Below are 25437 nucleotides of genomic sequence, written 5' to 3' on the forward strand. Positions count from 1 at the left end.
CCGGTTCGGGTTCAGCCCTTGATCGCGCCGGTGGTGAGCCCGGCGACGATCTGGCGGTTGAAGAAGGCGTACATGATCAGCGGCGGGATGGTGATGAGCAGGATGTCCATGAACAGCAGGTTCCACTGGGTCGTGTACTGGCTGCGGAAGTTGTAGAGGGTGAGCTGGACGGTGGCGTTGGAGTCGCCGGGCAGGAAGTACAGCGGGTTCTGGAAGTCGTTGAAGACGGCCACCGACTGCACGATCACGGCGGTCCACACGACCGACCGCAGCAGCGGGAACACGACCCGGAAGAACAGCCGGACCGGCCCGGCGCCGTCGATGACCGCGGCCTCGTCGAGTTCGCGCGGGATCGTGGCCACGAACGCGCGGAACAGCAGGACGCAGAAGGACAGCCCGTAGGCGACCTCGATGAGGACGAGCCCGTGCAGGGTCCGGAACAGCCCGAGCCCCTGGAGGACCCAGATCGTGGGCACCACCGCGGGCGGGATGATGAGCCCGGCGAGGACGAGCGCGTTCAGCCACGGCGTGAGCCGGCTCGGCCGCCGCTGCATGACGTACCCGACCATCGCCGCGAGGACCACCATGATCGTCACGCTGGCGACGGTGAGGATCGTGGAGTTCACGAACGCGGCCATGAGCATGTAGTCGCGGGCCTGCACGACGGCGACCAGGTTCTCCCACACCGCCCACTCGGTGGGCAGCGAGAACTCCCGCAGCGCCGACTCGGCGCGGTTCTTCGACGCGGTGAGGACGATGAACGCGAACGGGACGAGGAAGACCACCGCGGAGAGGACGATCGCGACGGTGCCGGAGACGACTCCGGCGGTGCGGCGGCGGGTCACCGCTCCACCTCCTTGCGGTTGAGCTTCCAGTAGAGCGGGACCATGAGCGCGGCCACGAGCAGGAACAGGACCACGTTCCCGGCGCTGGACAGGCCCCAGAACCCGGCCTGGTACTGCTTGAAGATCACCGAGGCGACCACGTCGGAGGTGAACCCGGGGCCGCCCTGGGTCATGGCCCAGATGAGGTCGAAGGACCGCAGGCCCCCGATGAGCGACAGCACGATGACGGTGGCGGTGGCGGGCCGCAGGAGCGGGAGCGTGATGTGGCGCAGGCGCTGGAACCCGCTGGCGCCGTCGACCTCCGCGGCCTCGAAGTACTCCTGCGGGATGGCGACGACCCCGGCGATGTAGATGAGGGTCGCCAGGCCCACGCCCTTCCACACGTCGACGAACGCCACCGAGATGAGCGCGAGGTCGGGGTCGGTGAGCCAGCCGGGCCCGGCGATCCCGACGGCGGCGAGGGCCTGGTTGACGAGGCCGTCGCCGGGGTCGAGGAGGACGGTGAAGGTGATGCCGACGCCCACGGTGGAGACCAGGGTCGGGAAGAACACCACCGAGCGCAGGTAGCCGCGGGCGATGATCTGCGAGGTGAGGAACACCGCGAGCAGCATCCCGAGGACCACTTTGAGCCCGGAGGTGAGCAGGCCGTAGACGAACGTGTTGACCAGGCCCTGGAACAGGTAGGGCTCGCTGAAGAACAGCGCGAAGTTCTCGAGGCCGATGAACTCGGTGCCGGACATGTTCCAGCGGGTGAACGCGAAGTAGAACGAGGCGACGGTGGGGACGATGAACAGGACGCCGTACACGGCGCCGGCGGGCAGGTAGAACCAGAGCGGGTAGTGGCTGCGGTGGCTGCGGTGGCCGCGCCGCCGCTCGCGGGGCGGTGCGGGGAGGGCGGTGGTCGTCATGAGGCGTCTCCTGGGAGTCGCCGCGCCCGCGGGTCCGCGGGCGCGGCGGAGTCGTTGCGCGCTACCAGCCTTCGAGGCCGAGCTGCTGCGCCTGCTTCTTGACGTCCTCGTCGTAGAGGGCCGCGGCGTCGGCCGCCGAGCGGATGCCCGAGCCCACCTCGACGGTGATCTGCTCCAGGGCCGGGCCCTTGACCGGGGACAGGAACTCCAGGGCCGGGGCGGTGAGGCCGGCGTCGAAGTAGGTCTGGAGCTGGGCCACGGCCGGGGGCACGTCCTCGGGGACGGTGCAGCCGTCGATGAAGTACGGGCCGATGACGCTGGCGCCGGCGGTCTGCGCGTCGCAGCCCTCGGTGCTGGCGACGAACGCCAGGAAGTCCTGGGCCGGACCGGGGTCCTCATTGGACTGCGGGAGGTAGAGCCCGCCGGGGAGCCAGGTGGTCAGGCCCGCGTTCGCCGGGTCGGTGCCGGGGAGGGCGAAGAAGCCGACCCCGTCGAGCGCTTCGGGGTCGGTGGCCTCGATCTCGGTGAGCGCGGTGGTGAGCATCGGGTAGTGGACGCCCTCGCCGGCGGCGAGCGCGGCGAGCCCTTCGGCATAGGTGAGGGACGCGAAGTCCTCGTTGAGGTATCCGGCCTCGGCGACCTCCTGCAGGTGCTCGAACCCGGCGGCCGCGGCAGGCGTGTCGGCGAAGTGGGCCTCGTTGGCGGTGTACGCCTCGGCCCAGTCCGGTTCGGCCGCGAGCACGTTGTAGTTGTCGGCGAGGATGAACAGCTGCGAGGTCCACGCGGACTCGGTGCCGTAGGTCTGGATCACCGGCGCCGCGTTCCCGGCGTCGAGGATCGCCCGGTTGTTGGCCATGAAGGCGTCCCAGGTGGTCGGGACCTCCAGTCCCAGTTCCTCGTAGGCGGCGAGGTCGTAGAGGACGCCGCCGCCGACGGCGTGCCCGACGGGGACGCCGTAGAGCGCGTCGCCCGCGCGCACGCCGTCCTTGAACGTGTCGGTGACGGCATCCATGTAGGACTCGCCGGCGAGGTCGACGAGGGTCTGGTCCGGCGCGAGGGCCTGGAGGAGCGAGCCGGAGTTGTAGAAGAAGAGGTCGGGCATGTCGCCGGTCTGGAGGCGGGTCTTGACGATGTTGTCGCCCTCGCTGCCGCCGGGGCGCAGCTCCAGTTCGATCTCGACGTCGGGGTGGGCCTCGGTGTACGCGTCGGCGAGGGCCTGCATGAGCTGGCCGGTGGCCTCGGAGTTGTCGATGAGGATGTTCAGGGTGCCTTCGTCGCCGCCGCCGGTCGAGCACCCGGTGAGGGTGGCGAGGCCGGCGGCGAGGGCGGCGGCTCCCGCCGCGGCGCGGCGGAGGGGTGTCGTGAGCATTGGTCGTGACCTCCATTGGTAACGCCCGATCGTCCCGGTTGGAACGATTCATTCGTGAGGGAGAGCGGTTCGCGGTAGTCGTGGACGGACGGTCAGGTCCTGCCGACCGCGCGCAGGCGCGCGGCGCCGCCGCGGGGGCGGGGCGGGCGGGTGCTGGTGCGGACCACGAGGTCGGGCCGCACCACCTCGTGCCGGGTCTCCGAGCGCCCGGCGATGCGTTCGAGCAGCAGCTCGGCGGCCAAGCGGCCCATCGCCTCTCCGTGCTGGTCCACTGTGGTCAGTGAGATGCCGGGATGCGCGGCGATCTGGATGTCGTCGTATCCGGCGACCGAGACCTCGGCCGGGGTGAGCCCGGCGTCGGCCACGGCGTGTAGGACCCCCAGGGCCGGCTCGTCGTGCGAGGCGAAGACCGCGGTGGGACGGTCGGGTTCGGCGAGGAGCTGGAGCGCCACCCGGCGGGCCTCCGGTTCCCCGTTCGGCGCGCGCACCGTGCGGATGCGGTCGCCGAGGCCGGCCTCCTGCATCGCCTCCCGGTAGGCGGCGAGCCGGATCGCCTGCGGCACACCCGATCCGACGCCGGCCAGGCCGGACTCGGGGGTCAGGTGCACGATGTCGCGGTGCCCCAGGTCGAGCAGGTGCCGCATGACCAGGTGCGCGCCGGCCGCGTCGTCGCTGACGACGGTGTCGTACGCCGAGAGCCGGTCGTGGCGCCCGATCATCACCACCGGCACCGTCGCGGCCAGCGCGTCGAGCCAGGCGGGGTCGACCATCGGCGAGACCGCGATGACCCCGTCCACCTTGCGGTCGACCAGCGCCTGGATGGCGCGGTAGCCCTCGGCGTGCGCGGGGTCGGCGGGCGCGATGATGAGCTGGTAGGGCGAGTCCGAGAGCGCGGCGGTCGCGCCTTCGAGGAGCTTGGGGAAGAACGGGTTCGAGAGTTCCGGTATCTCGAACCCGACGGTGAAGGTGGCCCCGCGCATGCCGCGCGCCGAGACGCTCGGGCGGTAGCCCAGCTTCTCGATCGCCTCGGTGACGCGGGCCTTCATCGCGGGGCTGACCCCGTAGGCGTTCCGGATGACCTTCGAGACCGCCGCCCGCGAGACGCCCGCTTCACGCGCGACGTCCTCGATGGTGACCGAGCCGGTCGGTGGTCGCGATGCCACTGGAGCCTCCCTGGGGATTGGTGTAGATCAATCTACACATGTTGTAGACCGATCTACAAGAGGGCGGCCCGCGGTTTTTTCCGGACGCGGAAAGGCCCGCCGACGGGGTGCGTCGGCGGGCCTCGTGAGCGGTTGCGCCCCTTGGCTTCGGGCCTAGACCTGCGCCCAGGCGCCGGGGCCGCCGGCCAGGACGACCTCGCCGGTGGGGAGGTCGGCGGTCGCGGCATCGGCGACGTGCGCGGCGAACTGGTCCACGGTGAGCAGGCCGCCGGTGGCCTCGCGGCGCTGCGCGATGGTGCCGGGCTGGGCGCGTTCGAGCAGAGTGGCGGTGATGGTGCCCTCGATCATGTCGCCCGAGACGGTCACGAAGTCGACCCCGCGGGCGGTGAACTCGGGGAGCATGGCGCGCAGGGCGTCCTCTCCGGCGCGCTTGGAGCGGGCCACGGGCGCGTACGCCTCCAGCTCGTCGGCCGCGGTGTCCACAGTGGCGGAGAAGTGGGCCTGGTGGCTGGTGACGTACACGATCCGGCCGCCGTTCGCCATGAGCGGCAGGGCCTTCGACGCGAGCGCCACCTGGGCGTCGCGGTTGAGGCGGAGGGCGTACCCGGGGTCGACGTCGCGTTCGAGCCCGCCGGAGGCGTTGAGGACCAGGACCCGGAGCGATGCGATGGCGCCGAACATCCGGTCGAGGTCGGCATCCGAGGTGATGTCGGCCTGGACGGTGGCGGCGGTGCCGCCCTTGGCCGCGATCGCGGCCACGACGGCGTCGGCGCGCTTCGCCTTGTCGCGGTAGTTGACGAGGACGTGCGCGCCCTCGGCGGCGAGCAGCCGCGCGGTGGCGGCGCCGATCCCGCGCGAGGCGCCCGTGACGAGCACGGTGGCGTCGGCGAGTGCGTTCCCAGGTCCCAAGTCCTTGGCCTCTCGTGAAGGGGGCTCGATCCGGGGGAAGCATAGGAGACGCGCCGCCGCACGGGCGGCTCCCGTGAGGCGGGTGTGACGCTCAGGCCCTCTCGCTGAGCGCGAACGCTACGGGGCGACCCCGAGGGCCTTCGCGGTGAGCTCGACCGACCGGAGCCGGTCCTCGACCTGCTCGGCGTGGTGGGCGGTGATGAGCTCGTCGGCGCCCGTGGAGGCCGCGAACGACTCCAGGAACGCGCGGACCTCGTCGGGGTTCCCCACGGCGGTGTACCGGGTCATGGCCGACAGCTGCTCGCCGGCGGGCGAGGCCAGGAACTCGTCGATCTCGGCGTCGGTGTACTCGCCGGTGGCCGCGGGGCCGCGCTTGATGAACGCGCGGGCGCGGTTGCGGTAGGAGATGCGGCGCTGGGCGTCGGCCTCGTCGTGGTCCTCGGCGGCGAAGACGTTCACGCCCGCGATGAGGTAGGGGGCCGACAGCTGCTCGGAGGGCTGGAACTGCTCGCGGTAGACGGCGACGGCGTCGTGGAGCGCGTCGGGCGCGAAGTGCGAGGCGAAGGCGTACGGCAGGCCGAGGCGGGCGGCGAGCTGGGCGCCGAAGAGGGAGGAGCCGAGGAGGTAGAGCGGGACCTCGGTGGGGGCGGTCGGCACGGCCTGGACGCCCTCGATGCGGGACTCGCCGCGCAGGTAGCCCTGGAGTTCGAGCACGTCCTGCGGGAACGTGTCGGAGGAGGTGGCGTCGCGGCGGATGGCGCGCATGGTCTGGCGGTCGGTGCCGGGCGCGCGGCCCAGGCCGAGGTCGATGCGGCCGGGGAACAGGGTCTCCAGGGTCCCGAACTGCTCGGCGATGACGAGCGGGGAGTGGTTGGGGAGCATGATCCCGCCGGCGCCGAGGCGGATGGTCTCGGTGTGCTCGGCGACGTGGCCGATGACCAGGCTCGTCGCACTGGAGGCGATGGTCGGCATGTTGTGGTGCTCGGCGTACCAGACCCGGGAGTACCCGCTCCGCTCGGCGGTGCGGGCGAGATCCACGCTCGCGGCGAAGCTGTCGCGGGCCGTGCGGCCCGGCGCGATCGGGGCGAGGTCGAGGATCGACAGGGCTACTGGCATGGAGTGCCGCCTTTCGGTGCGGGTTTGCGGAGCGCCCTTCGGGCAACGCCCGGAGCCGCCTCCGCAATCCCGCACCTCGACCCGACCGCCCCATGACCCTCGTCACCACGGCGCGGCGAACGCGGCCGGATCGCTCCGGCCGCGGGTCCGGGTCGGTCAGTCCTCTTCGCCGAGGCGCGGGGCCTCGTCGTGGACCAGGTCCTGGTAGTCGGCGTGGCGCTCGATCCAGCCGGCGTAGAACGGGCACACGGGGTGGACCTGCTCGCCCGCGGCGCGGGCGGCGTCGAGGGAGGTGCGCACGAGCGCTCCGCCGACGCCGGCGCCTTCGCGCTCGACCTCGGTGTGGAAGAAGGTGATCACGTCGTCGTGCCGCTTGTACTGCGCGAATCCGACCAGCTCGCCGTCGATGCGCGCTTCCCAGCGGTGCTGCTCGGGTGCATCGGTGACTTCCACGGTCATGAGTGCTCCTTCTGTCGCGGGCGTCCTGCGATCACCCTAGTGCGGTTTCCCGAGAGGGTTACCCAGAAGGAGCCGGTTCCCTCCACCCGCCCGGCCGCCACCGCTCGGCCGCGGCATGAAGGAAGGGCCGCGGCCTGCTCGTCACCGCAGGCCGCGGCCCCCGGTCCCCGCCCGACCGGAGGCGCGGGCGGGACCGGGGCCGGGCCATCCACCCATGGCCCGGCCCTCGCGCTGACCGCCGGATCGTGGAAGGCGCACCGGCGGGCAGCGCTGGAGTCGGAGCGCGGTCCTGGGGGAACCGCTCCGACCGGTTCAGAAGTTCGAACGGCGCGGCGTGCCTTCGCCGCCTTCCGCGTGCTCGGCGATGAGGTGCCGGCAGCGCTCCAGGATTCCGGGGCACCACGGGTCGCCCTGCCAGGTGCGGGCCCATTCGGGGATCGCCTCGGCGTCGTCGAAGAAGCGGCAGCACTCGCGCGGGCCGGCGCCGTCGTCCACATCGAGCAGGTATTCGGTGACCTTCGCCGGGTCGGCCGGATGGGCGCCGAGCGTGTAGAGCGTGAACGCGGCCGGTCCCCGGCAGAAGTCCCCTATGTAGCCGTCGATCCCGGGCTTGCCGTCCGACCGGAGGTTGTACGGGCCCTCATCGGGGAGGACGGCGCTAGCCATTGCACACCCGCACCCGGGAGACGTAGGCGCGGTACGCCCGCTCCTCGAAGTCCTCCCGCCACGCCTCCGGGTAGGCGCCCCACCCGGAGCCCCAACTCGCTTTCAGGTCACCGGAATTGAGGCCGGAGACGACGAGGGCGATGACGCTCCGGTCGCCCGCCGGATAGACGCGCATCGCCTCGGGGGCGAACGCGCTCGATGCGCACACGTCGAACCGGGAACCGTCCATGTCGAACGATCCGCGCCGCACTTCTGTGTCAGCCATGGGAGAGCTCCTCTCAGTCCCATCAGTGAAGCTCAACATAAGCGCAGGTCAGCGGCGCAATCCAGTAGCAAAAATCCTGGTGGGCAGGCCAAGTGGAATTCTTGGTGGAAATCCCACCTGGATCTGAGCTTGACATTCACGAATTGCAGACTGGAAAAATATCCGCATGACCGCAGGACTCTTGCACCGCGACCTCGGCGATCTGCTCACCCGCTGGCGCATCCGGGCCGGCTACTCCAGTAGGGAGGCGGCCGCCTACGAATTCGGGACTACCAAGGACATTCTCGGCTCATACGAGACCGGTCGACTCCAGTACATGGAGCCGATGACGGTCGGCTGGCTCCTCCGCAAGTACGGAGCACCGGAATACGTTGTCAGCGAGGCCGAGTCGAAGGCCAAGCAGATTCGGTTGGGCTCGCCCAACACCTGGCGCGACAACGGCCCGAAGTGGTTCGAACGGTTGAAGCAGCTCGAACCGCTCGCTACTTCGATCGACATCTTCGAGGACAGCTACATCACTGGCTTGTTGCAGACCCGCGCATACGGTCACGCCCTCATGGAAGCTGGAGGGCAGATGACGCTCAAGCAGATCGATGCCTCACTCGATCTTCGCGAGAGCCGCCGCGAAGGAGTCCTTGATCGCCAGAATCCGGCGAAAATGCGGGTGATCCAAGCCCAGAGTTCTCTCGATCTCATGCAAGGCACCGAGTTCTACGAGGAGCAGCTCCAGAGGCTTCGAGAGGACAACCGGCGAACTCAGGTGGAGATCTACATCCTTTCAACCCGCCACTTCCACCCATCGATGATCGGGTCCTACACCATCCTCGGGTTCGACGATGATGAGCGGGATGTGGGCTACCACGAAGGGCCGTTCGGCGCGCACTACGAGGCGACCAAGAAAGAAACGGATCGGGTGCGTGACGTATTCTCAGACACGCTCGCGATGGCCGAGCGGCTGACATGAGTGGAGATCATCGATGCTGACTGAGAATTGGAAGAAATCCTCCCGCAGCAATCAACAAGGCGGCCAGTGCCTCGAAGCCCGGTGGAAGAAGTCCTCGCGCAGTAACAGCCAGGGTGGGGCCTGCGTCGAGGCGCGCTCCCACCAAGGCGTCGCGCAGGTCCGGGACACCAAGCTCGGGGAGTCCTCCCCGATCCTGGAGGCTTCGGCGGCCGACTGGACCGCGTTCCTCGCTGAGGCGAAGCGCTAGGCAGACTGCATGATGAACGGCCCCCGCGTCACCGGGGGCCGTTCGGCGTTCCAGGGTGCGACCGGATCGGTTGCGGCTCAGGACCGGCCGCGCGTCCAGAGGCTCCAGGCACGGGCGTAGGGCCCATCGGCGTTCGCCAGATCATCGTGGACGCCCTCTTCCACGATGCGGCCCTTCTCCATCACCACGATCCGGTCGGCCTTCGCGGCCTGGTCGAGGCGGTGGGCCACGAGCAGACCGGCGCGGCCGTCGAGCGCCGCGGTCGCGGCGTGGTCGAGGGCGGCCGAGTCGGCGCTCCCCGCTTCCGAAGTGGCCTCGTCCAGAACCGCGAGCGGCGGGTCGAGGAGCACCACGCGGGCCAGCGCGAGCGACTGCGCCTGAGCCGGGGTGAGTTCGGTTCCGCGGTCGCCGATGCCGGTGTCGAGCCCGTCGGGCAGGCCCAGCAGCGAGTCGGCGCCGACGCGGCGCAGGGCCGCGTGCAGTTCCTCGTCGCTCGCACCGGGCTTGACCAGGTCGAGGTTCTCGCGGAGGGTCCCGTCGAAGACGTGGACCTCCTGGGTGACGAGCGCGGCCGAGCCGGCGACCGTGCCCGAGCCGGGGTCGAGGACCCCGGCGACGATCGCGGCGAGCGTCGACTTCCCGGCGCCGGAGGAGCCGACGAGGGCGACGGTCTCGTCGGCGCCGATGCGCAGCGACACGTCGTCCAGGACCGGGTGGCCGGGCAGGTACTCGAAGCGGATCGCTTCGGCGTCGGCGGCGGCTTCGCGGGGTTCGGGGCGCTCGGCGGCGGTGTACTCGTTCGCGTGGATGACGCCGACGATGCGGCGCATGGAGGCGAGTGAGGACTGGAGCTCGTCGACGACGAACATCATCTCGTTGATGGGTCCGAAGAGCCGCAGGAAGAACAGCATCGCGGTGGTCGCGGCGCCCACGGTCCCGTGGCCCTCGCGCACGAGCCAGAAGCCGACCACGAGGATCGAGCTCATGCCGAGGAACTCGGCGAGGTTGATACGGGCGAAGAACCCGTTGATGATCGTGCGGGCGCGCACGGCCCAGATGCTGACGGCCCAGGAGGCGAGGAGGATCCGCTCGCCGTGCGGGCGGGAGAGGCCGAACGCGTGGACGGTCTCGATGCCGCGCAGGGAGGCGAGCAGGTAGTGGGCGCGGGTGGCCATGGCGGCGCGCTCGGCCTCGTAGATCTGCGGGGCGTTGCGGCGGTGCCAGCGCAGGGTCCACACGTAGACGGGGATCACGAGCACGAGGGCGCAGACGGCGAAGCGCCAGTCGAGGACGGCGATGCCGACCACGGTGGTGGCGATGGTGAAGGCCGCGCCGGTGACGGCCGGGACGACGAACGGGGCGGACTCGGCGATGACGGCGACGTCGTCTCCGGCGCGGCTGACCAGGTCGCCGGCGCCGGCGCGTTCGAGGGCGGCGCGCGGGAGGGCGAGGCCGCGGGCGACCATGCGCTCGCGGGTGGAGGCGAGGACGCGCTCCACGAGGCGGGTGGCGCCGACCTGGCCCATGCCGCTGAAGAGGGCGGCGAACAGGGCTCCGGCCGCGATAGCTCCGGCGAGGAGCCAGATGCGTTCGGCGCCTTGGCTTTCGGCGACGGCGTCGACCAGGGCGCCGAGGGCCCAGGGGGTGGCGAGGCCGGCCGCGGCACCGAGGGTGAGGAGGGCGACGACGCCGACGACCTTCCAGGTGCCGCCCTTGAGGGCGAGCCGGACTTCGGAGCGGACCTGGGCGGCGGTGGCGAGCGGCAGGGTCTCGCGGGTGTCGTCACTCATTGGGCTTCACCTGGTTCAGGTCGATGACGCGGTCGCAGACGGCGAGGAGGGCGGGCGCGTCGGTGACGAGGAGGGTCGAGCGCTTCCCGCGCGCGGCGCGCAGGCGCTCGGCAATGCGGGACTCGGTGACCGAGTCGACGGCGGTGGTCGGGTCCTGGAGGACCAGGAGCGGCGGTTCCTGGGCGAGGGCGCGGGCGAGCGCGATGCGCTGGCGCTGGCCGCCCGACAGGCGCAGGCCGTCCTCGCCGACCTGGGTGTCGAGGCCGTCGGGGGCGGCCTCGACGATCTCGGCGCAGTCGGCGGCGTCCAGTGCGGCGTCGATCGCGGCGCGGTCGGCGGTGAGGAGGCCGACGTTGTCGAGGATGCTCCCGTCGAACAGGGCGGCGTGGTGCGGCACGACGAGGACCGATCTCCGCAGGGCGTCGAGGTCGAAATCGCTGAACGGGCGGCCCTGCCAGGTGACGGTGCCGCTGTCGGGCTCGGCGCTCCCGGACAGCAGCGCGGCGAGTTCGGCGCTGGCCGCAGGAGTGGTCCGAACGCCGACGCACTCCCCTGGCGCGACGTCGAGGTCGACGCCGTCCAAGCCGGCGGTGCGGACATTCGCGAGGCTGAGCTGCCCGTCGCCCGCCTCCGGCACGGCGTCCCCGTGCCTGGCCTCGTGATGGGGCAGTTGCAGGATCGAGAGCACGCGCTCGGCCGAGGCGAGGGCGCCGGCCCAGATGGCCCCGGCGTTCGTGGCGAGGGTCCCGAGGGGGCCCATGATGAACTGGGTGAGGCCCACGATCGTGATGAGCTGGCCGATGGTGAGGTCGCCGTTGAGGGCGCGGAGCCCGGCGACGAGGGCGAGCCCGGCGACGAACAGGCCCGAGGCGAGGTTCATGGAGCCGGTGTAGACGCCTTGGGCGCCTGCGGCGTGCAGGCTCCCGTCAAGGGCGTCGCGGCTGGCCTTGCGGTACCGGTCGGCGGCGGCGCTCTGCGCGCCGAGGCCCGAGATGACCCGGTACCCGGCCAGCAGGTCGGCGGCCTTCCCGGACGCCTCCCCCGCGAGCGTCGACTGGTCATGGCTGCGGCGCCGCAGCGGCCCGCCCGCGCGGTCCATGATGAAGAGCAGCAGCGGCACGCCCAGGAGCACGATGAGCCCGAGCTGCCAGGACAGGACCATGAGAATCGTCCCGCACAGGAGCACGGCAGCAAGCTCTCCGGCAGGCCACGGAACGATCGAGACGGCCTTCGCGAGGTTCGTGACATCCGAAGAGGCGATCGACAACGAAACGCCAGGCAAACCGGCCCGTCCCTTGACGCCCTTCGAGTCCAGGAGCCGGTCCGCGACCAACGTCCTGAGCCGATGCTGCACGGCCTCGATCCCCAGCAGTCCGAACCGGGACCCGAAGCGGTAGCTGTAACTGAGCAGCGCGAAATCGGCACCCAGCAGAGCCACGCACAGGGCCAGGCGCACGGGGTCCCCCGTGGCGACGGCCTGGTCGATGGCGAACCCCATGATGACGGGCACGAGCGATTCGCCGACCTGGTGCATGATGAGCAGCAGCGTGGCGGGCACAACCTGCCGCGGGGCGGCGGTCATGACCTGCAACGTCAACCGCCGCGGCGTGGTGCGCGAGTCGATACGAATGGGCCGCACCGGTATCGGGTCGGCAGGGGCCTGGAGCAGGACGGGCAGCCTCATGAGTTCCTGTCTGATTCGGGAGTCAACCGAGATCTTAGGCAACCCTAACTACCAACACAACGTGAAGCCGCCCACGTCCCCCGCCGCTCCACTGGCGGGGGACGTGGGTCCGCCCGTCAGGCTCCCGGGGTCTCGGCGACTTCGATGTCGAATTCGAACTGGTCGCCTTCGATCTTGGTGACGCTGATGGTGACCTCGTACTCGTCGCCGGTGGCGGGGTCGATCAGGGAGCAGTAGGTCTGGCGGTCGACGTAGATGGTGATGTTGAGGTCGGCTGCGCCGCAGTCGATCTCGGGGCGGGAGCCCATCTGGGCTTCGAGGGCGTCGGCGGTGGCCTCGGCGAGGCGGGACGCCTCGATCTGGAGGCTCGTGCCGTCGGCGGGCGGGGCGGAGCTCTCGGTCTCGGCCGGTTCGGTGGGCTCGCCGCCGTTCGGCTCGGAGGCCACCTCGACGTCGGCGTTCCACTCCCCGCCGTCGACGCCGGTGAACGTCACGGTCGCGTCGAACTCCGAGCCCGTCGCGGGGTCGTTCAGCAGGCAGTCGACCGTCGCGCCCTCCTCGACGGCGATCGAGTCGTCCTCGCCGCAGTCGATCTCGGGGCGCGAGCCGATCTCGGACTCGAGGGCGTCCTCGGCCGCGTCGGCGACGTCCGCGGCGGTCACGGTGGGCGTGCCGAGACTGCACGCGGCGAGGCCGAGGAGTCCGATGGCGGCGGGCAGGAGTGCGAGCGTCCGGATGGGCACAGTCGGGCCTTTCACTGGGAGCTGAGCACCGCGGCCGCATCGGCGGCGCGGCGTCCGATCGGGCGGGGACCGCGGGTCAGCGCAGCGCAATCCCCGCCCCCACCAGTCTCACCCGTCACGCCGGCCCCGTCGAGGCGATCGACCGGCGGGACACCGGCAGGAAGCGCCGGTCAGCGGTTGAGGAGTTGTTCGAGGAGGCCGAGGCGCCAGGCGGCGTCCCGGGCCACGAGGAAGCCGACGATGCCGACGATCCAGCCGGTGGTGGAGGCCGCGTTCTTGGTCATCCAGTTGTTCATGCGGACGAGCAGCGGTTCGACGGCGCTGCGGGCCACGAGCCGGGCGCCGAGGAGGGCCAGCGCGGGCAGGACCATGACGACGCAGTAGCCGGCCATCGTCGCGGTGGTCGCCGCGCCGCCGATGCCGGAGGTGGTGACGATGCCGATGGCCGCGAGGTACGGGAGCATCGTCGCGACCTCGAGCGTCGCGGCGCCGAGAGCGAGGCCGACGAGCGGCAGCGCGCTGGTGCGGGTCGCGGTGGTGCCGGGCGCGTCGGACTCGATGCCGAGGGCGCGTTCGCGCCAGCGGCCCATGCGGCCGCCGCCTTCCTTGGACTTCTTGGAGTCGAAGCGGAAGCTGAGGATGATGAGCCCGACGCCGACCGCGAGCTGGACCCACATCGCGGGCCGCGTCTCCAGGACCGCGCCGAGGTCGTCGATGAAGGTCGTCGCGCCGAGGACGATGAGCATGCCGACGCCGAAGTAGAAGACGGCGATCGTGCCGAGGTAGACGAGCATCCGGCCCGCGCGGACCCGGCCGGGCGCGAGGAGGAGCCAGATCGGGATGAGCAGCGTCCCGAAGCTGGTCGAGTCGATGAGGGCGAGGGCGGCCAGCGAGGCGGCCATGGCGAGGTCCATACCACGAGCGTATGGACGCGGGAGGGTCCGGGGCGTCGGCCGCGCGATCGATTTCGGAGCGGGCGACTGCGCCTTTGGTGGCAGGACGAAGGTGGGGACTGGATTTGGATAACGCTTTCCGATAGGGTCTTTCCTGACGGGCGACGACGCCGACGAAGGGACCTTTTCCGTGAACGACCCCCGCACCCTGATCGTCAACGACAACGGGGCCTGGTGCTGGTTCCAGGACGAGCGCGCGCTCGTCGACCCCGAGACCCAGACCCTGGTCGTCGGCTCGATCGCCGCGCCCGAGGGCCCCGGCGGCGAGGACCGGGCCGGGAACGTCGAGGTCTCCGTGGTCGACCTCCGCGCCGGCACCAGCACGACGGTGGTCCTGCACGAGCGCCTGGAGGCCGACGACCACGACGTGCCCGCGCTGTGGCGCCGCGCCGACGGCCGCTGGCTCGCCGTGTACACCAGGCACAAGACCGACGACCTCACCCGCTGGCGCGTCAGCGAGCACGGCGACCCGACCCGCTGGGGCCCGGAGCGGACCTTCGACTGGTCGGAACTGACCGGCGGCGCGGGCGTCACCTACTCGAACCTGCGCTCGGTCGGCGGGCGCCTGTACTGCTTCGCGCGCGCGGTGAACGACGACCAGTGCGCGCTCGTCTCCGACGACGACGGCGACACCTGGTCCTACGCGGGCAAGCTCTTCACCCGCCCGAAGGTCGGCTACGTCAACGGCTACACCCGCTACGACGGCGACGGCGATCGCATCGACCTGATCACCACCGACCACCACCCGCGCGACTTCGACAATTCGATCTACCACGGCTACATCGAGAAAGGCGCGCTCCACCGCAGCGACGGCACGGTCGTCGACGCCGACGCGCTCAGCGGCGAGGCGAAGTCCCAAGTGGAGCTCACGACGATCCTCGAGGCCGGGTCGCGGTGGGACGGCGTGCGCATCTCGCACTGCTGGACCACCGACGTCCGCCAGGGAACCGACGCCTCCGTCGCCGCGGTCCTGACCGCGCGCGCCGGCGAGGAGGAGCACCTGGAGCGCCGCAAGGCCCACCCGGACCTGCGGTTCTTCTACGCCCGCATGGCGCCCGGCGGCGAGTGGACCGTGCACGAGCTCGCGAAGGCCGGGCCCGGACTCATGCCGCACGAGGAGGACTACACGGGCCTCGCCTCGATCGACCCCTACGACCTCGACTCGGTGTACGTCTCGACATCGGTCGACCCCCGCGACGGATCGGTCCTCGCACACCATGAGATCTTCCACGCCCGCACCGGCGACGGCGGCGCGACGTGGACGTGGACTCCGGTCACCGAGGACTCTGATGTGGACAATCTGCGTCCGATCGCCGCGCCGGGCGACCCGTCGCGCGTCCCGCTGCTGTGGTTCCGCGGCGAGATGACCGCCTCGCAGCATTACCGCTGCGAGGTCGTCCTGCGCGACCTCCCCCGGGAGGACTGACCGCGGGGCCCGGCCGGTCAGCCGGGCCCCGCGTCGCAGCAGCTCCCGAGGCTCCGGAAAGAGCGCCGGAGCCTCGGGTTCACCAGTTCCTCACGGCCCTACGGGGTGTGGACGTCGGGCCACGGGTAGGCCGTGACGTCCGATCCGATGTAGAAGCTCGGGTGCGGCGGCTGGTTGTACGCCGTGTTCTGCCAGGCGATCGCGACCCGGTACTGCACGTCGTGCATCAGCGTCGCGATGCGCAGGCTCGTGGTGCTCGGCGTGGCGTAGATCCGCAGCGCGGAGTTGTCGCTGGTGCGCCACACGACCTCCTCGCGCCAGTCGCCGAACAGGTCGGCCGACAGGCCCGGCGTGGCCTTGGTGCCGTTGTTCGACGCGACCCCCGAGGCCGACAGGAGCGTCCCCGACGGGTAGTTGGTGATCGCGGTGCCGTCGAGCAGTTCGCGCTCGCCGTCGCCGTCCCACCAGGCCAGGAAGTTCGACGAGGCGGGCTTGGAGCCGAGGTTCGCGCCGGAGGCGCTGAGCAGGCCGCTCACGTTCGAGGACCAGTACTCGGCCCCCGGGTTGGAGGCGAGCACGTTCGCCGCGACCCCGCGGCCGTTGTCGCCGCTGGCGGCGGTCTGGAACAGGATCGACCCGTTGGAGCCGTTCAGGTGCGAGGACGGCTGGCTGGCCGACTCGTGGACCATGAAGACCTCCTGGCCCGCGCGGCTCGGCACGAAGTCCGAGACGTGGAGCGCGTCGCCGTGCCCGAACCCGGTGTTCCACAGCGCCTGGCCGTTCGCCCCGACCGCCATGGCGCCGTAGACGACGTCCTGGGCGCCGTCCCCGTTGAGGTCGGCGATGGAGAGGCTGTGCGCGCCCTGGCCGGTGTACTGGCTGCCCGCGGAGTTCGAGTCGAACGTCCAGCGGGTGGTCAGGTCGGTGCCGTTCCAGTCCACGGCCCAGATCACCGAGCGCGTGTAGTAGCCGCGCGCGAAGATCATCGACGGCGTGGCACCGTCCAGATAGGCCGTTCCGGCGAGGAACCGGTCGACCCGGTTGCCGTAGTTGTCGCCCCAGTTGGCGACGGTGCCGCGGGCCGGGTTGTAGTTGACGGTGTCCATCGCGGCGCCGGTCTGGCCGTTGAAGATCGTCAGGTACTCCGGTCCTGAGAGGACGTAACCGCTGGAGTTGCGGTAGTCCGCGGTGGAGGAGCCGATGACCTGGCCGGTGCCCGAGACCGTCGCGTCGGCGGTCTTCATCGCGATCTCCGCGCGCCCGTCCGAGTTGTAGTCGTACACCTGGAACTGCGTGTAGTGCGCGCCCGAGCGGATGTTCCGCCCGAGGTCGATGCGCCACAGCCGGGTCCCGTTGAGCTCGTACGCGTCGATGATGGTGTTCCCGGTGTACCCGGACTGCGAGTTGTCCTTCGCGTTCGAGGGGTACCACTTGACGACGTACTCGTACTGGCCGTCGCCGTCGAGGTCGCCCACGCTCAGGTCGTTGGCCTCGTAGGTGAACGCCTCGCCCGAGGGGGTAGTGCCCCCGGCCGGGCGCTGGAGCGGGAGGTCGAGGTAGCCGCTGGAGTTGAACGATGCCTCGGCCGCGACCTGCGCGCCGACGGTGCCGTTGACGACGGGGGCGACGGTGTACGTGCCGGAGGAGCCGGTGTCGAGGTAGTTGGTGGCGCCGGTGATCGGCGAGGCGTTGAGCAGGGTCCCGTTGCGGTAGACGTTGAACGCGACGTTCGACGGGTCGGTGCCCAGCAGCCGCCACGAGACCAGGCGGCCCGAGCCCGAGGGGACCACGGTGACGCCGCGGGTCAGCTCCTCGACCTCGTAGCGGCCGTTCTGCTGCGGCGGGGCGCCGTCGGTGACCTCGACGTAGTCGATGTTCGCCAGGCCCGCGCCGGAGGAGGCCGCGAGCCGGATCGTGTTGCTGCCCGCGTTGAGCGGCACCGAGACGGTCTTGGTCGACCACGAGGTCCACGCGCCCGTGGAGGGGAACGCGCTCGCCGCGGCCACAGTGGAGCCGTTGACGACGATGTCGGCCGAGCGGGTGTCGGTGGCGCCGTGGGCGTACCGGATCGCGAGGCTCGCCGTCCCGGCGGTCGCGGCGTTCACGGTGAACTGGTTGTAGGCGCCGGTCGCGTTGGTGGAGTTGCAGAACCCGCTGCCGGAGTAGCCGGCGTGGTTGGAGTCGACCGTCCCGTCGCAGACGGCCGGGCTGCTCTCCGACTCGTAGCGGACGGTGGCGGCGTTGGCGGGTTGCCAGACCGCCGATACGGCGACGGCCGCGAGGGCGGCTGCCGTCAGGACCGACAGGCTGCGCAGCCGCCGGTTTCGGGATGTACGCATGAGTGCTCCGCGTGTCGAGATGTGAGGGTGGATTCCGCCGGGTCGCGGCGGAGCGGCGCACCATGGGCATGCCGGGTCGACACGGTGCGCTTGCATTCACGCATTGAAGTGAATCGATTCAATGCCTCAGGGAAGTATAGTCGGAATCCGCTTTCAAAGGCAATCCATCGAAGCCCATAAATTTCTCGTCCGGGGCGCGGGCACTCGTTCAACCCAGGTTTACACCGCCGCGCCTACGGTCCGGGGCATGAGACGAATTCCAACGATCATCGCGGCCGCATTCCTGGCCGCGGCGTGCACCTCGGTCGAGGAGGGCCCGGATTCGGGCGCGGAGGCGCCCGCCTGCGACCCCGACCTGGTCAGCGCCCTCGGCAAGTGGGCCGACGCCGGGTTCAGCGGCGCGGTCGCCGTCACCGGCGGCGGCACCGAGTGCCGCGCCGCGTTCGGCACCGCCGACGGCACCGCCCCCAACACCGACGACACGGTCTTCGCCATCGGCTCGGTGAGCAAGGGCTTCACCGCCGCCGCGATCCTCGGCCTCGCCGACGACGGCGCACTCGCCCTCGACGACAAGGCGGGCGACCTCCTGCCGGGCCTGACCGGACCGGCCGCCGACGCCACCGTCGAGCAGCTGCTCCTACACACCTCCGGCCTCGAAGGCGAGCACGGCAGCGACCACGAACCCCTCGACCGCGACGAGGCCATCACCGCCATCAGCGGCTTCACCTCCGCGTTCGAACCCGGCAGCGACTTCGGGTACTCCAACGGCGGGTACACCCTCCTCGCGCTCATCGTCGACGAGGTCACCGGCTCCTACCGCGACCACATGGCCGGCGAGGTGCTCACCCTCGGCGGCGAGCCGTTCGGCGGGTTCTGGGACGGCGAGCCCGCCGCGCCCGGCCCGCGCGCGGTCGGCACGGTCGACGGCGAGCCGTCCACCGAGAACGGCGGCTTCCCCGGCCCGTACTGGGCCATGGAGGGCAACGGCGACCTCGCCATGACCGCCGGGAACCTCGCCGACTGGACCAAGGCCCTCTTCGAAGGCGAGGTCATCTCCCCCGCCGCCGTCGAGACCCTGACCGGCACGGCCTTCGACAACGGCGACGGCACCGCCGAGATCCCCGGGTGGGTCTCGGTCGGCCCCGACATGTTCGGCACCCCGTTCGTCACCGCCTCCGGAGGCGGCGGCGACACCGGGCACAACGCCACCGCGGTGTGGCTGCCCGACCTCGGCATGAGCATCGCCGTCACCTCGAACTCCGAGGAGGTCATCGCCGGGGACCTCGCCCAGGCCATCGCCCCCGCGCTCGCCGCCGGCGAGGAGGTCCCGGTCCCCGAGGGGCACGCCGAGGCCGACCCCGAGGAGCTGGCCGCGGCCGAGGGCACGTACACGCTGGAGACCGGCGGGACCTACACCGTGGCCGCCACCGAGGACGGCCTGGACGTGGCGGCCGCGGGCGCCGACGCGGTGACCGCGATGTTCGCCTCCGCCGACTACACCGCCGAGGACGTCGCCGCCCACGAGGACCTGGTCGCGGCGCTGCTCGCCGGCGAGACCGACGCCGGGCGCGAAGAGCTCGACGCCCTCGAAGGGGACCTCGGCGACATCGAGCGGGTCGAGCTCGCCGGGACCGCCGAGGAGCAGGGCGAGCTGCGCACCTACGCGACCCTGTTCACCGCCGACGGCGAGCTGCTGGTCTGGTACGCCCTCGACGAGCGCGGCGGCGTCGGCGCCGTCACCCTCGGCGCCGAGCCCCCGGCGTTTACGCTGGTGCCCACCGGTGAGGGCGAGTACCGCCGCGAGCTGACCGGCGCCGGCGACGGCGTCCGGGTCGCGTTCGCGGACGGCCTGATGACCGTCACCGGACCGGCCGGGTCCGTCGAGGCGACCCGGGACTGAGAGGAGTCGGCGTGCGCATCCTGCTGGTGGAGGACGACCGCGACCTGGGCCCGGTGATCGCGCTGGGCCTGCGGAACGAGGCGTACGCGGTGGACCTGGCGTCCACTGTGGCCGAAGCCGAGGAGCTGCTGTGCGCCAACGACTTCGACGTGGCCTGCCTCGATCTGGGGCTGCCCGACGGGGACGGCCTGGAGCTGCTGCGGCGGCTCGGGGCCGACCCCCTGCTGCGCCGGCCCCGGCGCCTGATCGTCCTCACCGCGCGCGACGCGGTGGACGACCGGGTCGCCGGGCTCGACGCGGGCGCCGACGACTACCTGGTGAAGCCCTTCAGCTTCGCCGAGCTCGCCGCGCGCCTGCGGGCCCTGGCCCGCCGCGCCGACGTGCGGGACGCGGTCCTCACCGTCGGCGACCTGCGCCTGGACGCCGCCGCGCACCGCGCCTGGCGCGGCGGCGCCGAACTCGAACTGACCGCGAGGGAGTTCTCGATGCTGCGGTACTTCATGCACCACCCGGGCGAGATCCTGTCCACTGAGGACCTACTGGAGCACGTGTGGGACGCGCAGGCCGACCCGTTCACCGCCTCGGTGCGCGTGATCCTCAGCCGCCTGCGCCGCAAGCTCGGCGAACCGGGCCCGATCGCCACGGTCACGGGCGCGGGCTACCGGCTGGAGGCGCGGTGAGGGCCTTGAAGTCGCTCCGGGTCCGGTTGGCGCTCACCGGGTCCCTCGCGATCTACCTGCCGGTGGTGGTGGTCTTCGGGGTCACCGCGATCACCCAGGAGTCGTACGCCGTCGTCGGCGGCGACGGCGTCGAGCGCACCGTCTCGCGCACCGGCATCGAGCCCTCGGGCTGGGCGGTGCTCACGGTGGTCCTGCTGCTGCCGGTGACGTGCGCGCTCGCGTGGTGGTGGTCGGGCCGCGCGGTGCGCCCCTTCGAGCGGGTCCGCGCCGCCGCCGAGCGCATCGAGGGCACCGACCTCGGTCTGCGCGTGGGGGACGCGCAGGGGACGACGGAGGCCGTCGCGCTCGCGGCCGCGTTCGACTCGATGCTCGACCGCCTGGAGCGGTCGGCGGCGGTGCAGCGGCAGCTGGTCGAGGAGGCCAGCCACGAGCTGCGCACCCCCCTCGCGGTGCTCATCACCGGTGCGGACGTGGTGCTCGCGCACCCCGAGCCGAGCCTGGAGCTGTACCGGGAGGGCCTGGAGCGCAGCCGGAGCGCCGCGCACCGGCTGCGGGACGTCGTCGGCGAGCTGCTGGTGGACGCGCGGGGCCGGGCCCGCGTGATCGACCGGCGGCCGGTGGACCTGGCGGCCCTCGCCCGGGAGGTCGCGGCCGAGTTCGCGCCGGCGCCCGTGGCGGTCTCGGGCGCGGCGAGTGCCGAAGCGGCCGTGGACGGTCCGAGCGTGCACCGTGCGGTCGGGAACCTCGTCGGAAACGCGGTGAAGCACGCTCCCGAAGGGACCGTCGTCGGGATCGAGGTGGCCGTGGAGGCGACCGCGGTGGTGCTCACCGTGTCCGACGAGGGCCCGGGGATCGCCGAGGCCGACCGCGAGCGCGTGTTCGAGCGGTTCTGGCGCGGCGACCGCGCGCCGGGCACGGGGCTCGGGCTGCCGATCGCGCGCCAGATCGCGCAGGCGCACGGGGGTGACGTGGAGCTGGTCGAGGGCGGGCCCGGGTGCCGGTTCCGGTTGACCCTGCCGAGGGGCGCCGCCCCGGACACTCCGCAAGGGACGGTCGCTCCTTGAGCGGATCCACCGATCGCCATGGGGCCGTTGCCCTTGAAGAGACGCTGCCCTCTCGGGGACGATGCCTTCTCGGGGACGATGCCTTCTCAGGGACGTGCCCTCTAAGGGACGGTGTGGCCGCCGGCGATGAAGAGGCGGTACCACTCCTCGCGGGTGAGCGGGACCTCGGAGCCGGCGGCGGACTCGCGGACCCGGCCGGGGTTGGTGGTGCCGAGGACGACCTGCATGTTCGCGGGGTGGCGGGTGATCCAGGCGACGGCGATGCCGGTGGGGGTGACCTCGTACTTGGCGGCGAGTTCGTCGATGAGGTCGTTGAGCTCGCCGTAGTGCTCGCGGTCGCCGAGGAAGACGCCGTCGAAGAAGCCCTTCTGGAACGGCGACCACGCCTGGAGGGTCATGCGGTTGATCCGCGAGTACTCCAGGAGGCCGTTGTCGCGGTCGACGGACTGGTCGAGGCCGGCCATGTTCGCGGCGACGCCCTGGGCGATGAGCGGCGAGTGCGTGATGGAGAGCTGGACCTGGTTGTAGGCCAGGGGCTGGCGCACGGCGGTCTTGAGGAGTTCGACCTGGAGCGGGGTGTGGTTGGAGACGCCGAAGGTGCGGACCTTGCCGTCGGCTTCGAGCTCGTCGAACGCCTCGGCGACCTCCTCGGGCTCCATGAGGGTGTCGGGGCGGTGCAGCAGGAGCACGTCGAGGTAGTCGGTGCGCAGGGCCTGGAGCGACTCGTCCACGGACCGCAGGATGTGGGCCTTGGAGAAGTCGAAGTAGGGGTGGCGGATGCCGACCTTGGACTGGATGACGATCCGCTCGCGCTCGTCGTCGTCGAGTTTGAGGGCGTCGCCGAAGCGGGCCTCGCACTGGTGGCGCTCGGCGCCGTAGATGTCGGCGTGGTCGAACGCGTTGATCCCGGCCTCGCGGGCGGTGCGGTAGAGCTCGCGGATGGCGTCGTCGTCGAGGGAGCCGATCCGCATGAGTCCGAGGACCACGTTGGTGGGGTCGGGCGAGTGGTCGGGGATCGGGATCGTCTTCATGCCGCCATCCTGCCACACCCGCTGGTTGAACGATAAATGACTCGGATTCGCGTCCGGCCGGGCGCGACGGAGGGCCGGGGCCCGCGGGCCCCGGCCGGAGTGTCGCAGGTGCGGGGGCGCATCACGGCCCGCCGTTCGCCTGGCGCTCCTTCTCCATGTTGCTGATCTGGTTCTCCCCGGCCGCGGTCGAGTTCGCGGTGTACTTGACGGTCTTCATCTTGTCGATGGGGTTCTTCCAGCTGTTCTTCAGCGGGTCGAGCGACTTCGCGAGCGGGCCGTTGGAGAGGCCGCGCAGGTTCGACGCCCCGTCCATGACCTTGCCGCCGCCGCGCATGAGCCCGGTCGAGGTGCCCTTGAGGACCTGGTCGGTGGCGCCGTCGAGGGCCTTCTTCAGCCCGGTCGACTGGGTGCCGAACTTGCGGAGCGAGGCGACCCAGCGGCCGAGCTTCGACATGAGCTGGCCGAGCTTGCCGACCAGGTTCGCGAAGACGGAGACGGCCTTGGAGACGACGCGCGCGATGGCGGCAGCGGCGGTGGCGCCGAACGTGAACCCGGCGGTCGCCAGCGCCGAGAGGATCCACAGGATGGCCTCGGCGATGAAGTTGGAGATGATCTCCAGGAACATGGTCCGGAAGATCGCCACCAGCACGCCCGCGCCGGTGATGAGGTTCGCGGTCCACTTGGCGCCGTCGGCGGCCCCGGCGATGACCCCGCCGAACGCGGCGGCGCTCTGGCGGTACGCGTCGGCGTCCTGGCCGTCCCAGTCGGCGATGCTCCCGAGTTCGGTCGTCCAGGCCGTCGCGGCGTCGTGGAGGGCCATGGAGATGTTGTTCCAGGTCATCGCCAGGCCCTCGATGGCGTTGGGGTTGCCCGCCAGCCAGTCGAGGGGTTCGCGCAGGAACGAGATGTGCTCGAACAGCCAGGAGACGCCGGCCTGCACGAGGTGCTTGAAGGGGTTGGAGATGAACGAGAGCGCGTCGAGGCCGAGGGAGAAGGTGGACGAGGCGATGTCGCCGACGTCGACCTGGCCCTGGGTGATGGCGTTCCCGTACGCCTGCCCGGCCTTGTAGACGCCGTAGAAGATCTTGGCGCTCTGGGGGAAGGCGGTCGGGGTCTCGCCTTCGATGAGGGGGTTGGTCACCGGTCGAGCTCCTTCAGGAGGGCGTCGAAGACGGCGGCGACCTCTTCGTCGACGGTCTGGTAGTGCTGGGCGGTCGCCTGGAGCGCCGTGGTGAAGCCGGTGCCGAGGTCGTCGATCGCGTCGAGGGTCTCGGTGCCGTCGTCGAGGAAGAGGTCGAGGGCGGGCGGGATCATCTGGGCGAAGACGATGCCGTAGGCGTTCTCGTCGCCGAGGCGGACGGTCTTGGCGGCGTCGGCGGCCTGGACGACCATCGGCATGGGGCCGTTGACGAGTCGCGACGCGTGGTCGCGCAGCATCTGGGGGTCGACGTTGACCATCTAGGGCTCCGTCCGGGGGGCGGCGAAGCCGGTGATGACGCTCATGGCCTCGGAGTCGGCGCCCAGGAGGGTGGACATGATCTCCGTGGTGCGGCGCCCGGACTCCTCGAGCGCGGACCGGTAGGTCTCCAGGACCAGGTCGGCGAGGCCGGTGCCGGAGAGGCCGCGCGCCTGGGGCGAGAAGCGCAGGCCGGTGAGGGTGCCGCCGGCGTTGACGGTGACGGTGACGATCTCGTCCTCGTCGGCGACGGTGACGGCGGATTCGGCGAGGAGCTCTTCGGCGCGGCCGGCGCGCTCCTGGATGACGGCGACGCGGGACTCCAGGTCCTGCATGATCTCTTCTGGCGTTCGCAAATCGTCCTCCTTGTTCGGTTGTGCCGTTGGTGCGGATGTCAAGCTAGCCAACGAGAGTGAACCGGAGGTGGCGCGGTCCTGAACGGGCGCGCTCAGTCAGGGCGCACCATGGCCGCGAGGAGCTCGGGGCCCGACCAGTCGCGGCGCCCGCCGGCCTCGGCCTCGTGCACCAGCGCCGTCAACCGCTCGTTCACCGGGGCGCGGGTCCCGTGCTCGGCGGCGAGCGCGACCACCTCGCCGTTCAGATGGTCCACTTCGGTGGGTCGGCCGGATTCGAGGTCGTCGCGGGTGGAGGAGCGGGCGTGCGGGTCGACCGCGAGCATGCGGGCGGCCACGCGCGCGAACAGCGCGTCGGGCAGGCCCAGGACCACGGGGATGAGCCGCGGGTCGGCGCCGGCGGTCCTGGCGGGAATGATCCCTGCGGCCTTGAACGCGGCGAGCGCTTCGCGCTGGGCGCGGGCGAGCACGCGCCGGTAGGCCCGCTGGGACAGCTCGGTGCGCAGCGGCAGGCCCGAGAGGGCGTTGACGGCGTTGTTGAGGTTGAGGACCAGCTTCCCGGCCTGGACGCCGCGGAGGTCGTCGTGGAGGGCCAGGGGCAGGCCCGCGCGGTCGAACGCGGCGAGGTGGGCGTCGAGGGCGGGGTGGGCCTGGACTTCGAGGCCGCCGGCGGTGGCGCGGTGGAAGCGGCCCTCGCCGCGGTGGACGACGTTGCAGGCGACCATGCCCGGGATCGCCGCGGCCGCGGGCAGGCCCTGCCGCAGCACCTCGGTGTTGCGCAGCCCGTTCTGGAGGCTGACGACGGGGGTGCCGGGCCGCAGGCGCGGGGCGAGCCGGGCGGCGGCCTCGGCGGTGGCGGCGGACTTGACGGTGACGAGCACGAGGTCGGCGTCCGCGGCGGCGGCCAGGTCGGTCTCGTAGCGCGGCTCCTCCACGCGGGCGTCGGCCCCGTCGAGGTCGGTGAGGCGGAGCCCGTGGGCGCGGACCTCGGCGGCGATGCGCTCGCGCCCGACGAACACGACGTCGGCCCCGGCGGCGGCGAGCCGCCCGCCGACGTAGCAGCCGACGCTCCCGGCCCCGTACACGCAGATCATCCCCGGATGCTAT

25 protein-coding genes are annotated in these 25437 nt (G+C 71.5%); 6 read left to right on the forward strand and 19 right to left on the reverse strand.

Going from position 1 to position 25437, the window contains the following annotated elements:
* Positions 1-11 precede the first annotated feature (11 nt).
* The 9 genes from BLS99_RS02290 to BLS99_RS02330 form a co-directional block, all read right to left on the reverse strand.
* Positions 12-845, reverse strand: coding sequence for a carbohydrate ABC transporter permease (locus BLS99_RS02290; protein ID WP_091042822.1), 834 nt, complete (start codon positions 843-845; stop codon positions 12-14).
* The gene (locus tag BLS99_RS02295; RefSeq protein WP_091042825.1) at positions 842-1753 is read right to left on the reverse strand and encodes a carbohydrate ABC transporter permease; all 912 of its coding nucleotides are present in this window, start codon (positions 1751-1753) and stop codon (positions 842-844) included. The genes BLS99_RS02290 and BLS99_RS02295 overlap by 4 nt, the downstream gene beginning before the upstream one ends.
* Positions 1754-1814: 61 nt before the next feature.
* The gene (locus BLS99_RS02300) at positions 1815-3122 is read right to left on the reverse strand and encodes an ABC transporter substrate-binding protein (protein ID WP_091042828.1); all 1308 of its coding nucleotides are present in this window, start codon (positions 3120-3122) and stop codon (positions 1815-1817) included.
* A 92-nt stretch (positions 3123-3214) separates the two neighbouring features.
* Positions 3215-4285, reverse strand: a complete 1071-nt coding sequence (locus BLS99_RS02305; protein ID WP_091042833.1) for a LacI family DNA-binding transcriptional regulator — start codon at positions 4283-4285, stop codon at positions 3215-3217.
* Positions 4286-4438: 153 nt separating this feature from the next.
* Positions 4439-5194, reverse strand: a complete 756-nt coding sequence (locus BLS99_RS02310; protein ID WP_091042838.1) for an SDR family oxidoreductase — start codon at positions 5192-5194, stop codon at positions 4439-4441.
* A gap of 117 nt (positions 5195-5311) precedes the next feature.
* Entirely contained in the window at positions 5312-6310 is a 999-nt protein-coding gene (locus BLS99_RS02315; RefSeq protein WP_091042841.1) for an LLM class flavin-dependent oxidoreductase, read from the reverse strand.
* Between the two features lie 156 nt (positions 6311-6466).
* Positions 6467-6769 (reverse strand): GNAT family N-acetyltransferase, encoded by a 303-nt coding sequence (locus tag BLS99_RS02320; protein WP_091042844.1) that lies wholly within the window; start codon positions 6767-6769, stop codon positions 6467-6469.
* A gap of 312 nt (positions 6770-7081) precedes the next feature.
* Positions 7082-7435 (reverse strand): hypothetical protein, encoded by a 354-nt coding sequence (locus BLS99_RS02325; protein ID WP_091042848.1) that lies wholly within the window; start codon positions 7433-7435, stop codon positions 7082-7084.
* On the reverse strand, positions 7428-7700 hold the full coding sequence (locus BLS99_RS02330; protein ID WP_143034658.1) for a hypothetical protein: 273 nt from the start codon (positions 7698-7700) through the stop codon (positions 7428-7430). Before BLS99_RS02330 ends, BLS99_RS02325 begins: the two co-directional genes overlap by 8 nt.
* Positions 7701-7866: 166 nt before the next feature.
* Between BLS99_RS02330 and BLS99_RS02335 the strand changes: the two genes are divergently transcribed.
* Together BLS99_RS02335 and BLS99_RS02340 are read left to right on the forward strand one after the other, a co-directional pair.
* Entirely contained in the window at positions 7867-8664 is a 798-nt protein-coding gene (locus BLS99_RS02335) for a helix-turn-helix domain-containing protein (RefSeq protein WP_091042855.1), read from the forward strand.
* Positions 8665-8677: 13 nt separating this feature from the next.
* Entirely contained in the window at positions 8678-8911 is a 234-nt protein-coding gene (locus tag BLS99_RS02340) for a DUF397 domain-containing protein (protein ID WP_091042860.1), read from the forward strand.
* Positions 8912-8988: 77 nt separating this feature from the next.
* On the opposite strand, the gene BLS99_RS02345 is transcribed toward BLS99_RS02340, so the two are convergent.
* The 4 genes from BLS99_RS02345 to BLS99_RS02360 all read right to left on the reverse strand — a co-directional run bounded on the left by BLS99_RS02345 (position 8989) and on the right by BLS99_RS02360 (position 14042).
* Positions 8989-10701: an ABC transporter ATP-binding protein gene (locus tag BLS99_RS02345; protein WP_091042863.1), complete on the reverse strand. Its 1713-nt coding sequence runs from the start codon at positions 10699-10701 to the stop codon at positions 8989-8991.
* On the reverse strand, positions 10694-12385 hold the full coding sequence (locus tag BLS99_RS02350; RefSeq protein ID WP_091042866.1) for an ABC transporter ATP-binding protein: 1692 nt from the start codon (positions 12383-12385) through the stop codon (positions 10694-10696). The genes BLS99_RS02345 and BLS99_RS02350 overlap by 8 nt, the downstream gene beginning before the upstream one ends.
* Before the next feature lie 116 nt (positions 12386-12501).
* Positions 12502-13128 carry a DUF4333 domain-containing protein gene (locus tag BLS99_RS02355; RefSeq protein WP_091042869.1) on the reverse strand — a complete coding sequence of 209 codons (627 nt, stop codon included), beginning with the start codon at positions 13126-13128 and terminating at the stop codon, positions 12502-12504.
* A 170-nt stretch (positions 13129-13298) separates the two neighbouring features.
* On the reverse strand, positions 13299-14042 hold the full coding sequence (locus tag BLS99_RS02360) for a GAP family protein (protein WP_091042873.1): 744 nt from the start codon (positions 14040-14042) through the stop codon (positions 13299-13301).
* A 169-nt stretch (positions 14043-14211) separates the two neighbouring features.
* Here BLS99_RS02360 and BLS99_RS02365 point away from each other — a divergent pair, with 169 nt between their 5' ends.
* Positions 14212-15507, forward strand: a complete 1296-nt coding sequence (locus tag BLS99_RS02365) for a BNR-4 repeat-containing protein (RefSeq protein ID WP_091042878.1) — start codon at positions 14212-14214, stop codon at positions 15505-15507.
* A gap of 98 nt (positions 15508-15605) precedes the next feature.
* On the opposite strand, the gene BLS99_RS02370 is transcribed toward BLS99_RS02365, so the two are convergent.
* Positions 15606-17846, reverse strand: coding sequence for a rhamnogalacturonan lyase family protein (locus BLS99_RS02370; RefSeq protein ID WP_091042881.1), 2241 nt, complete (start codon positions 17844-17846; stop codon positions 15606-15608).
* Between the two features lie 247 nt (positions 17847-18093).
* Here BLS99_RS02370 and BLS99_RS02375 point away from each other — a divergent pair, with 247 nt between their 5' ends.
* From BLS99_RS02375 to BLS99_RS02385, 3 genes are read left to right on the forward strand one after another with little or no spacing between them, the layout of a single operon-like run.
* Positions 18094-19746, forward strand: a complete 1653-nt coding sequence (locus BLS99_RS02375) for a serine hydrolase domain-containing protein (RefSeq protein ID WP_176953170.1) — start codon at positions 18094-18096, stop codon at positions 19744-19746.
* Positions 19747-19757: 11 nt separating this feature from the next.
* The gene (locus tag BLS99_RS02380; RefSeq protein ID WP_176953171.1) at positions 19758-20426 is read left to right on the forward strand and encodes a response regulator; all 669 of its coding nucleotides are present in this window, start codon (positions 19758-19760) and stop codon (positions 20424-20426) included.
* A complete protein-coding gene (locus BLS99_RS02385; protein WP_091042887.1) occupies positions 20423-21490 on the forward strand; it encodes a HAMP domain-containing sensor histidine kinase in 1068 nt (355 codons plus the stop codon). Before BLS99_RS02380 ends, BLS99_RS02385 begins: the two co-directional genes overlap by 4 nt.
* 101 nt (positions 21491-21591) lie before the next feature.
* Here BLS99_RS02385 and BLS99_RS02390 read toward each other — a convergent pair whose 3' ends face one another.
* The 5 genes from BLS99_RS02390 to BLS99_RS02410 all read right to left on the reverse strand — a co-directional run bounded on the left by BLS99_RS02390 (position 21592) and on the right by BLS99_RS02410 (position 25424).
* Positions 21592-22521, reverse strand: a complete 930-nt coding sequence (locus BLS99_RS02390) for an aldo/keto reductase (RefSeq protein ID WP_091042890.1) — start codon at positions 22519-22521, stop codon at positions 21592-21594.
* A gap of 121 nt (positions 22522-22642) precedes the next feature.
* On the reverse strand, positions 22643-23662 hold the full coding sequence (locus BLS99_RS02395) for a WXG100-like domain-containing protein (protein WP_091042894.1): 1020 nt from the start codon (positions 23660-23662) through the stop codon (positions 22643-22645).
* Positions 23659-23979, reverse strand: coding sequence for a type VII secretion target (locus BLS99_RS02400; protein WP_091042898.1), 321 nt, complete (start codon positions 23977-23979; stop codon positions 23659-23661). The genes BLS99_RS02395 and BLS99_RS02400 overlap by 4 nt, the downstream gene beginning before the upstream one ends.
* Entirely contained in the window at positions 23980-24333 is a 354-nt protein-coding gene (locus BLS99_RS02405; RefSeq protein ID WP_143034660.1) for a YbaB/EbfC family nucleoid-associated protein, read from the reverse strand.
* A 92-nt stretch (positions 24334-24425) separates the two neighbouring features.
* Positions 24426-25424, reverse strand: coding sequence for a 2-dehydropantoate 2-reductase (locus BLS99_RS02410; RefSeq protein WP_091042906.1), 999 nt, complete (start codon positions 25422-25424; stop codon positions 24426-24428).
* Between the last annotated feature and the right edge of the window lie 13 nt (positions 25425-25437).

It is taken from the genome of Glycomyces sambucus (assembly GCF_900102815.1).
In the GTDB taxonomy this organism is placed as follows: domain Bacteria; phylum Actinomycetota; class Actinomycetes; order Mycobacteriales; family Micromonosporaceae; genus Glycomyces; species Glycomyces sambucus.

Bases quoted from the DNA above. Each gene is read 5' to 3' on its own strand.
- BLS99_RS02295 (WP_091042825.1), bottom strand. From the start codon at position 1,753: ATGACGACCACCGCCCTCCCCGCACCGCCCCGCGAGCGGCGGCGCGGC.
- BLS99_RS02300 (WP_091042828.1), bottom strand. From the start codon at position 3,122: ATGCTCACGACACCCCTCCGCCGCGCCGCGGCGGGAGCCGCCGCCCTC.
- BLS99_RS02315 (WP_091042841.1), bottom strand. From the start codon at position 6,310: ATGCCAGTAGCCCTGTCGATCCTCGACCTCGCCCCGATCGCGCCGGGC.
- BLS99_RS02320 (WP_091042844.1), bottom strand. From the start codon at position 6,769: ATGACCGTGGAAGTCACCGATGCACCCGAGCAGCACCGCTGGGAAGCG.
- BLS99_RS02325 (WP_091042848.1), bottom strand. From the start codon at position 7,435: ATGGCTAGCGCCGTCCTCCCCGATGAGGGCCCGTACAACCTCCGGTCG.
- BLS99_RS02330 (WP_143034658.1), bottom strand. From the start codon at position 7,700: ATGGCTGACACAGAAGTGCGGCGCGGATCGTTCGACATGGACGGTTCC.
- BLS99_RS02335 (WP_091042855.1), top strand. From the start codon at position 7,867: ATGACCGCAGGACTCTTGCACCGCGACCTCGGCGATCTGCTCACCCGC.
- BLS99_RS02340 (WP_091042860.1), top strand. From the start codon at position 8,678: ATGCTGACTGAGAATTGGAAGAAATCCTCCCGCAGCAATCAACAAGGC.
- BLS99_RS02345 (WP_091042863.1), bottom strand. From the start codon at position 10,701: ATGAGTGACGACACCCGCGAGACCCTGCCGCTCGCCACCGCCGCCCAG.
- BLS99_RS02350 (WP_091042866.1), bottom strand. From the start codon at position 12,385: ATGAGGCTGCCCGTCCTGCTCCAGGCCCCTGCCGACCCGATACCGGTG.
- BLS99_RS02360 (WP_091042873.1), bottom strand. From the start codon at position 14,042: ATGGACCTCGCCATGGCCGCCTCGCTGGCCGCCCTCGCCCTCATCGAC.
- BLS99_RS02370 (WP_091042881.1), bottom strand. From the start codon at position 17,846: ATGCGTACATCCCGAAACCGGCGGCTGCGCAGCCTGTCGGTCCTGACG.
- BLS99_RS02375 (WP_176953170.1), top strand. From the start codon at position 18,094: ATGAGACGAATTCCAACGATCATCGCGGCCGCATTCCTGGCCGCGGCG.
- BLS99_RS02390 (WP_091042890.1), bottom strand. From the start codon at position 22,521: ATGAAGACGATCCCGATCCCCGACCACTCGCCCGACCCCACCAACGTG.
- BLS99_RS02400 (WP_091042898.1), bottom strand. From the start codon at position 23,979: ATGGTCAACGTCGACCCCCAGATGCTGCGCGACCACGCGTCGCGACTC.
- BLS99_RS02410 (WP_091042906.1), bottom strand. From the start codon at position 25,424: ATGATCTGCGTGTACGGGGCCGGGAGCGTCGGCTGCTACGTCGGCGGG.